The sequence below is a fragment of the Williamsia muralis genome, assembly GCF_051487485.1.
GTDB lineage: Bacteria > Actinomycetota > Actinomycetes > Mycobacteriales > Mycobacteriaceae > Williamsia > Williamsia muralis_B.
Map to the genome: position 1 here is coordinate 355,527 of NZ_JAHVCV010000006.1, position 6,000 is coordinate 361,526.

At 61.8% G+C, this 6,000-nt stretch carries 7 protein-coding genes; 4 read left to right on the forward strand and 3 right to left on the reverse strand.

The features are described from left to right. Nucleotides 1-204: 204 nt before the first annotated feature. From KXR83_RS18855 to KXR83_RS18865, 3 genes are all read left to right on the forward strand, one after another. The gene (locus KXR83_RS18855) at nt 205-876 is read left to right on the forward strand and encodes a PaaI family thioesterase (RefSeq protein ID WP_116917867.1); all 672 of its coding nucleotides are present in this window, start codon (nt 205-207) and stop codon (nt 874-876) included. 127 nt (nt 877-1,003) lie between these two features. Next, nucleotides 1,004-2,074: an enoyl-CoA hydratase/isomerase family protein gene (locus tag KXR83_RS18860; RefSeq protein WP_437426098.1), complete on the forward strand. Its 1,071-nt coding sequence runs from the start codon at nt 1,004-1,006 to the stop codon at nt 2,072-2,074. After that, entirely contained in the window at nt 2,074-2,850 is a 777-nt protein-coding gene (locus tag KXR83_RS18865) for an enoyl-CoA hydratase (protein ID WP_437426099.1), read from the forward strand. Before KXR83_RS18860 ends, KXR83_RS18865 begins: the two co-directional genes overlap by 1 nt. Nucleotides 2,851-3,453: 603 nt before the next feature. Here the strand turns inward: KXR83_RS18865 and KXR83_RS18870 are convergent. The 3 genes from KXR83_RS18870 to rfbA all read right to left on the reverse strand — a co-directional run bounded on the left by KXR83_RS18870 (nt 3,454) and on the right by rfbA (nt 5,547). After that, nucleotides 3,454-3,933: a protein-tyrosine-phosphatase gene (locus KXR83_RS18870; RefSeq protein ID WP_437426100.1), complete on the reverse strand. Its 480-nt coding sequence runs from the start codon at nt 3,931-3,933 to the stop codon at nt 3,454-3,456. 115 nt (nt 3,934-4,048) lie between these two features. Continuing rightward, a complete protein-coding gene (locus KXR83_RS18875) occupies nt 4,049-4,666 on the reverse strand; it encodes a dTDP-4-dehydrorhamnose 3,5-epimerase family protein (RefSeq protein ID WP_437426101.1) in 618 nt (205 codons plus the stop codon). 5 nt (nt 4,667-4,671) lie between these two features. Then, nucleotides 4,672-5,547: a glucose-1-phosphate thymidylyltransferase RfbA gene (rfbA, locus tag KXR83_RS18880; protein ID WP_437426102.1), complete on the reverse strand. Its 876-nt coding sequence runs from the start codon at nt 5,545-5,547 to the stop codon at nt 4,672-4,674. Nucleotides 5,548-5,632: 85 nt separating this feature from the next. On the opposite strand from rfbA, the gene KXR83_RS18885 reads away from it, so the two are divergent. Continuing rightward, nucleotides 5,633-6,000, forward strand: a 368-nt coding sequence (locus KXR83_RS18885) for a GDP-mannose 4,6-dehydratase (protein ID WP_437426103.1), incomplete at its 3' end; no start/stop codon positions are given.

Here is a 6,000-nt window from a genome sequence, read left to right on the forward strand (position 1 = left end):
TGGTCGCGCAACTCGGCCCACTCGGTGGACTACTCGTCCTCCCGCGAATCCTCCCATCGCTGCAGTTCGCACCCGTCGAACGATTAGGCCGGACGCGTCCATGAACGGGTGACCGGGACTGCAGCCGCAACGTGCACGCAATCTCCGCCGCACACCCGAGAGTCGGCGGAAACGTGTTCTTCCCAGGTCTATAGTGTCGAGGTCATGACTCAGGACAGCCCGCTCGAACGATCTGCCGCGAAGTTCGAAAGCGCCCAGGCGGACGAAGTGCACCACGAGGGTGGATTCCGGCCGACGTTCGACATCGACCTCACGCGCGGCGGTCCGCGGTACGGCGAGTTCATCGAAGAGGTCCGCACCTTCATGGACCGGGTGAAGGCGGCCTGTCCCAGCGAAGAGCTCACCACCGAGGTCATCGACGCACTGCAGGTCTTGAACAAGAAGCTCGACGAGGTCGCGATCGATGAGTGGCGCGCGCCGTCCGGTGGGCGGATCGATCTGCCGGCGCGAGGCAACATCACCCTGCCTCCGTATGAACTGGACGAGGCGAGTGCCGAGAACGTCAGCGCGCGTATGACATTCCGCCGCTACCACCTCGGCGGCAACAACGCTGCCCACGGTGGTCAGGTTGCGGTGGCGTTCGATGACTTGATGGGTATGGCCGGTGCGCTCGGTTCGGGCGGTGTCACCAGGACGGCATATCTGACTGTCAACTACCGCGCGATCACCCCGCTCAACACCGAGCTCGCGATTCGGTCGTGGGTGGATCGGATCGAAGGACGCAAGGTTTTCATCAAGGCCACCCTGCACAACGGGGACGTGCTGTGTGCTGAAGCCGATGGGCTGTTCATCAAGCTCAAACCGGGCCAACCCTGATCGCTCGCCGCGCCTGTCGGGTGCGTGGCGGCCAGCAACGTGATGTGCGGCTTCGCAGGTGCCCTGGACTGCCAATACTAGGATATGCAACTATGTGAGGCGCCCGGCAGTCGATCAATGGAGAGTCATGTCAGACGAGAGCAGCGTCCTTGTTCGTACCGAGGGGCGGATCGGCCGCATCACCCTGAACCGGCCGAAAGCGATCAATGCGCTGACGCACGAGATGGTGACCGCCATCCACGCGGCGCTGCGAGAGTGGGCCGATGACGACGCGGTTGAGGCCGTCTTGCTCGATGGCGCCGGCGAACGTGGACTGTGTGCCGGCGGAGATATCGTCGCCATCCACCGAGATGCTTCGGCTGCAACCACTTTGGACGATGCAGTCAACACCCCCTCAGGACACTTCTGGCGGGATGAGTACATCCTCAACGCGTACATCTCTCACTATCCGAAGCCGTACGTGGCCCTGATGGACGGCATCGTCATGGGTGGGGGAGTGGGAGTATCTGCGCACGCCAACACCCGTATCGTCACCGACCGGACGAGGATGGCGATGCCCGAGGTCGGCATCGGATTCTCCCCGGACGTCGGCGGCACCTACTTGCTCGCGCACGCTCCGGGCGAGCTGGGCACCTACCTGGCCCTCACCGCGGCACAGATCGGTGGCGCCGATGCCATCGCCATCGGATTCGCCGACCACTTCCTGCCGTCGGAGAGCATCGAGAAGTTCGTCTCTGCTCTCACGACGAAGCCCGTTGACGACGCGATCGCCGAGTTCTGTGTTGCTCCTCCCGGATCCGATCTGCTCACCAAGCGTCACTGGATCGACGATGCCTTCGCGGCCGACACGGGAGTCGGCATCGTCGAACGCCTGCGCGGACACGACGAAACCGATGCCCACGACACTGCGAACGTGGTGGGAGCCAAATCGCCCACGTCGGTGGAGGTGACCATGCGGTCGTTACGACAGATATCGGCCGATACGACGCTCGAAGAAGCCCTGGAGAGCGAGTTCCGGGTGTCGATCCACTTCCTGACCCACCCCGACCTTGCGGAGGGCATTCGAGCCCAGGTGATCGACAAAGACCGCTCGCCAAAGTGGTCGCCTCGGGGACTGACCGAGGTGGATCCCGCCGTGGTCGCCGACTTCTTCGCCCCCCTGCCCGACGATCTTGTACTCACGAATGGAGCGTTCTGATGAGCAGCTTTGAGACCATCACCACCGAGCAGCGGGGCCGAGTCGGCATCATCACGCTGAACAGGCCAAAAGCGCTCAATGCGTTGAACTCTCAGCTGATGACCGAGGTGGTTGGAGCCGCGCAGGCGTATGACGCCGACGCGTCTGTGGGTGCCATCGTGATCGCGGGCTCCGAACGTGCCTTTGCTGCGGGCGCTGACATCAAAGAGATGGCCGACAAGTCGTACGTCGACATGCTGTCCGAAGACTTCTTCAGCGCTTGGGGGCACCTCACCGAGGTCCGCACTCCGGTGGTTGCGGCGGTGGCCGGCTTCGCCCTCGGTGGCGGATGTGAACTGGCCATGATGTGCGACATCATCATCGCCGCCGAGAACGCCGTATTCGGTCAGCCCGAGATCAACTTGGGCGTGATCCCGGGAATCGGTGGCTCCCAACGGCTTACGCGTGCGATCGGCAAGGCGAAGGCCATGGATATGGTGCTGACCGGCCGGCGCATGAAGGTCGACGAGGCCGAGCGTGCCGGCCTTGTCTCGAGGGTCGTGCCCACCGAGTCGTACCTGGAGGATGCGATCGAGGTCGCGAACACAATCGCGGAGTTGTCGCTGCCGATCACCATGTTGGCCAAGCAGGCAGTCAACCGCTCACAGGAAGTGGGACTGACCGAAGGCGTCCTGTTCGAACGGCGCGTGTTCCACTCCACGTTCGCGACCGAAGATCAGTCGGAGGGTATGGCTGCGTTTGTGGAGAAGCGTGATGCGCGGTTCGGCCATCGCTGAGGTGATCTATTGCGGATCGCAGAATGTGTACGCGTAAACGCCCGCTACGCATTTGCAATGTTGGCGGTGAGGCAAACTTTGCCCGTCAAGCTCGTTTGTGAACGTAAGAGTCATCTCGGTGTAGCACGTTCGTACTAAATAGAGATCGTAAGTGGCGCAACGTGTCTCATTGCGGCAATGATCATCGCCGTGAGTTCACGAAAGATCTACAAGCAGGCTCAGCGAGTGCGCATCTTTACAGGTGCGATCTTGCTCGCGGGGATCATCGCAATAATGTTCGTCGCGTACACCTACTCGCCCAGCTAGTGGCACCCGGCAAGCGACCCAGTCCACTGGACCCGCGGAACCCGGCTGTCTACTTGCCGGTGATCATCGGCGGCGTGCCGTTTGTCGCTGGGTTCTGCCTCCTGGCAACTGGGTCGGTGATCCTAGGGGGCGTGATGTTGATCGCCGCATCTTTGATGATCCTGGTCGGTGGCTTCTATTGGGCGCATCGACGGTTTGCGGTGGTCGCGGATGCCTGGTGCATCGTGTGCAGCAGACGGCCACGATCCGCTTTCGAGCTGTGTGAGGTTTGTGCGTCTGATACGCGCTGAGTGGCAGCTACCGGCTCCGGCTGATCACTGCGATCGCCGCCTCGACCGCCTCAGCGATCTCAGCTGCTGCCCTGTCGAACTCGGCGGCGGGTTTACCCAGAGGGTCGGCTATGTCGAGGGACGTGGCGTTCGGACCGGTGGGGAGTGCGGGGTCGAGCCCGGCTTCGCGAAGAGTGATGATGCTGCGCCAGCGGATCGGCGCCAGCTGGCAGGCAGCGGCCCGGTGTTCGCGCGCCAGGCACAGGACGAGGTCGTTGTCGGCGATGAGGGGCGGGGTCAGCAGCCGGGAGGCAAAGGTGCCCGGATCGAGACCGAGGTCCCGAAGCGCCCGGGCGCTCTCGGGGTGCATGTCGTGGCCGTTCATGGCGCGGGTGCCGGCGCTGGAGACGGTCCAGTCCAAGCCGAGGTCAATGCTTCGCTGCTCGAGCATCCGCTGCGCGATCGGCGAGCGGCAGATGTTTCCGGTGCACACCACAAGAATTTTCACCGGTTCAGTATGCGGTCTTCCCGCCCGAGCAGATGCGCAAGTCGGGCGTCATAAACGGGGACGCTTCGCACGCATCTGGGAGGCGCCGATCAATCAACAGCACAAAGCCATTCATTTAGCGGGCTAGTAACCGGAGGAAGTCGAGGACTTCGTCGTACTGGGGAACCAGTTTAGATTCCGTTGCTTCAGCGAGCGTCGGGGCCGCCATGTCTTTGTCCGACAGACTGTATTTTAGCGGGGAACCGTCGCGGGCAGTGGTGGGGAACTCGATGCCGATCTCGGGATCAAGGGGGTGAATGCCGTGTTCGCCGCTCGGGTTGTAGCCGGTTGAGCAGAGGTACGTCACCACCGAGTTGTCCTCGAGGGCGACGAAAGCGTGCCCGAGTCCTTCGCCGATGTAGAGCGCCCTGCGGTCGACGTCGTCGAGTAACGCCCCGTCCCAGGCACCGAACGTTGGTGACCCGACACGGATGTCCACCACCACGTCGAAGATCGCACCTTTGGGACAACTGACGTACTTCGCCTGTCCCGGTGGCACATCAGCGAAGTGGACTCCGCGCAGGACGCCCGCGGCCGAGACCGAGAGGTTCTGCTGCTGCAGGTCGAACGGGTGCCCGATCGCCTCGGCCAACAGATCGGCTTTGAAGGACTCCATGAACAGGCCGCGCGGATCCCCGAACTTCTGCGGGGTAACCGCGAAAGCGCCGTCGATGGCCATCGGTTCGATCAGCATGTCTGTCAGTGTTCCTTGCCGCGTTCAAGGAGATCGAGAAGGTACGTGCCGTACCCCGATTTCATCAGCCTTTTTGAGCACAGCAAGAGTTGTTCGTCGTCGATGAACCCACGGCGCCACGCAACCTCCTCCGGAACGGCAATCTTCAGGCCCTGACGTTCTTCGACAGTGCGAACAAAGTTTCCGGCGTCCAGCAGTGAGTCGAAGGTTCCGGTGTCGAGCCACGCGGTCCCGCGGGGAAGAACTTCGACCTGGAGGAGTCCTCGGTCGAGGTAGGCGCGGTTGACGTCGGTGATCTCGTACTCGCCGCGTGCGCTGGGCTCAAGGTTCGCCGCGATCTCCACGACGTCATTGTCATAGAAATATAGGCCCGGGACTGCAAAGTTTGACCGGGGTTTCAGCGGCTTCTCTTGCAGCCGTACGGCCTTGTTGTCGCTGTCGAACTCGACGACGCCGTAGGCCTCCGGATTTCGTACCCAGTAGGCAAAGACGGCACCGCCGCGGATGTTGCGGAACCTGTTGAGCTGCTCGCCCAGTCCTGGCCCGTAAAAAATGTTGTCGCCCAGCACGAGGGCGACTGAATCCGAACCGATGTGGTCGGCACCCAGAACGAAGGCTTGAGCCAGTCCGTCCGGGTTTGCCTGCACCTGATAGGAGATCGAGATGCCGAACTGGCTCCCGTCGCCGAGCAACGCCCGGAACGCCGCCTCATCATGAGGGGTAGTAATGATCAAGATGTCTCTTATGTTTGCCAGCATTAGAGTAGTAAGCGGATAATAAATCATGGGTTTGTCATATACCGGTACCAACTGTTTACTTACGCCCTGAGTAATCGGGTGCAGTCGAGTTCCGGTACCGCCGGCAAGGATAATTCCGCGCATACGCGATACCTTAGGGCCCAATTCAGCACTCGGCCCGTCGGCGAACTAATTGTGCGGTCCGTCACATAGAGTAGGGGATAGATACATGCGGGTACTGATCACCGGTGGCGCCGGTTTCATCGGCGCCAACTTCGTGCACCGAACACTCTCCGCACGCCCAGACGTGCAGGTGCGCGTTCTCGACGCCATGACGTACGCCGCCAACGCAGCATCCTTGGCACCCGTCGACGACCAGATTGAACTCATCGAAGGTGACATAACCGACGCCGCCCTCGTCAACTCGCTTGTCGGCGACAGCGACCTGGTCGTCCATTTCGCCGCCGAATCGCACAATGACAATTCATTGGCCGACCCCTCGAGTTTTGTTCACACCAATCTCGTCGGCACATTCTCGATACTCGAAGCGGTACGTGCGCATGACGTGCGCTACCACCACATCAGCACCGACGAGGT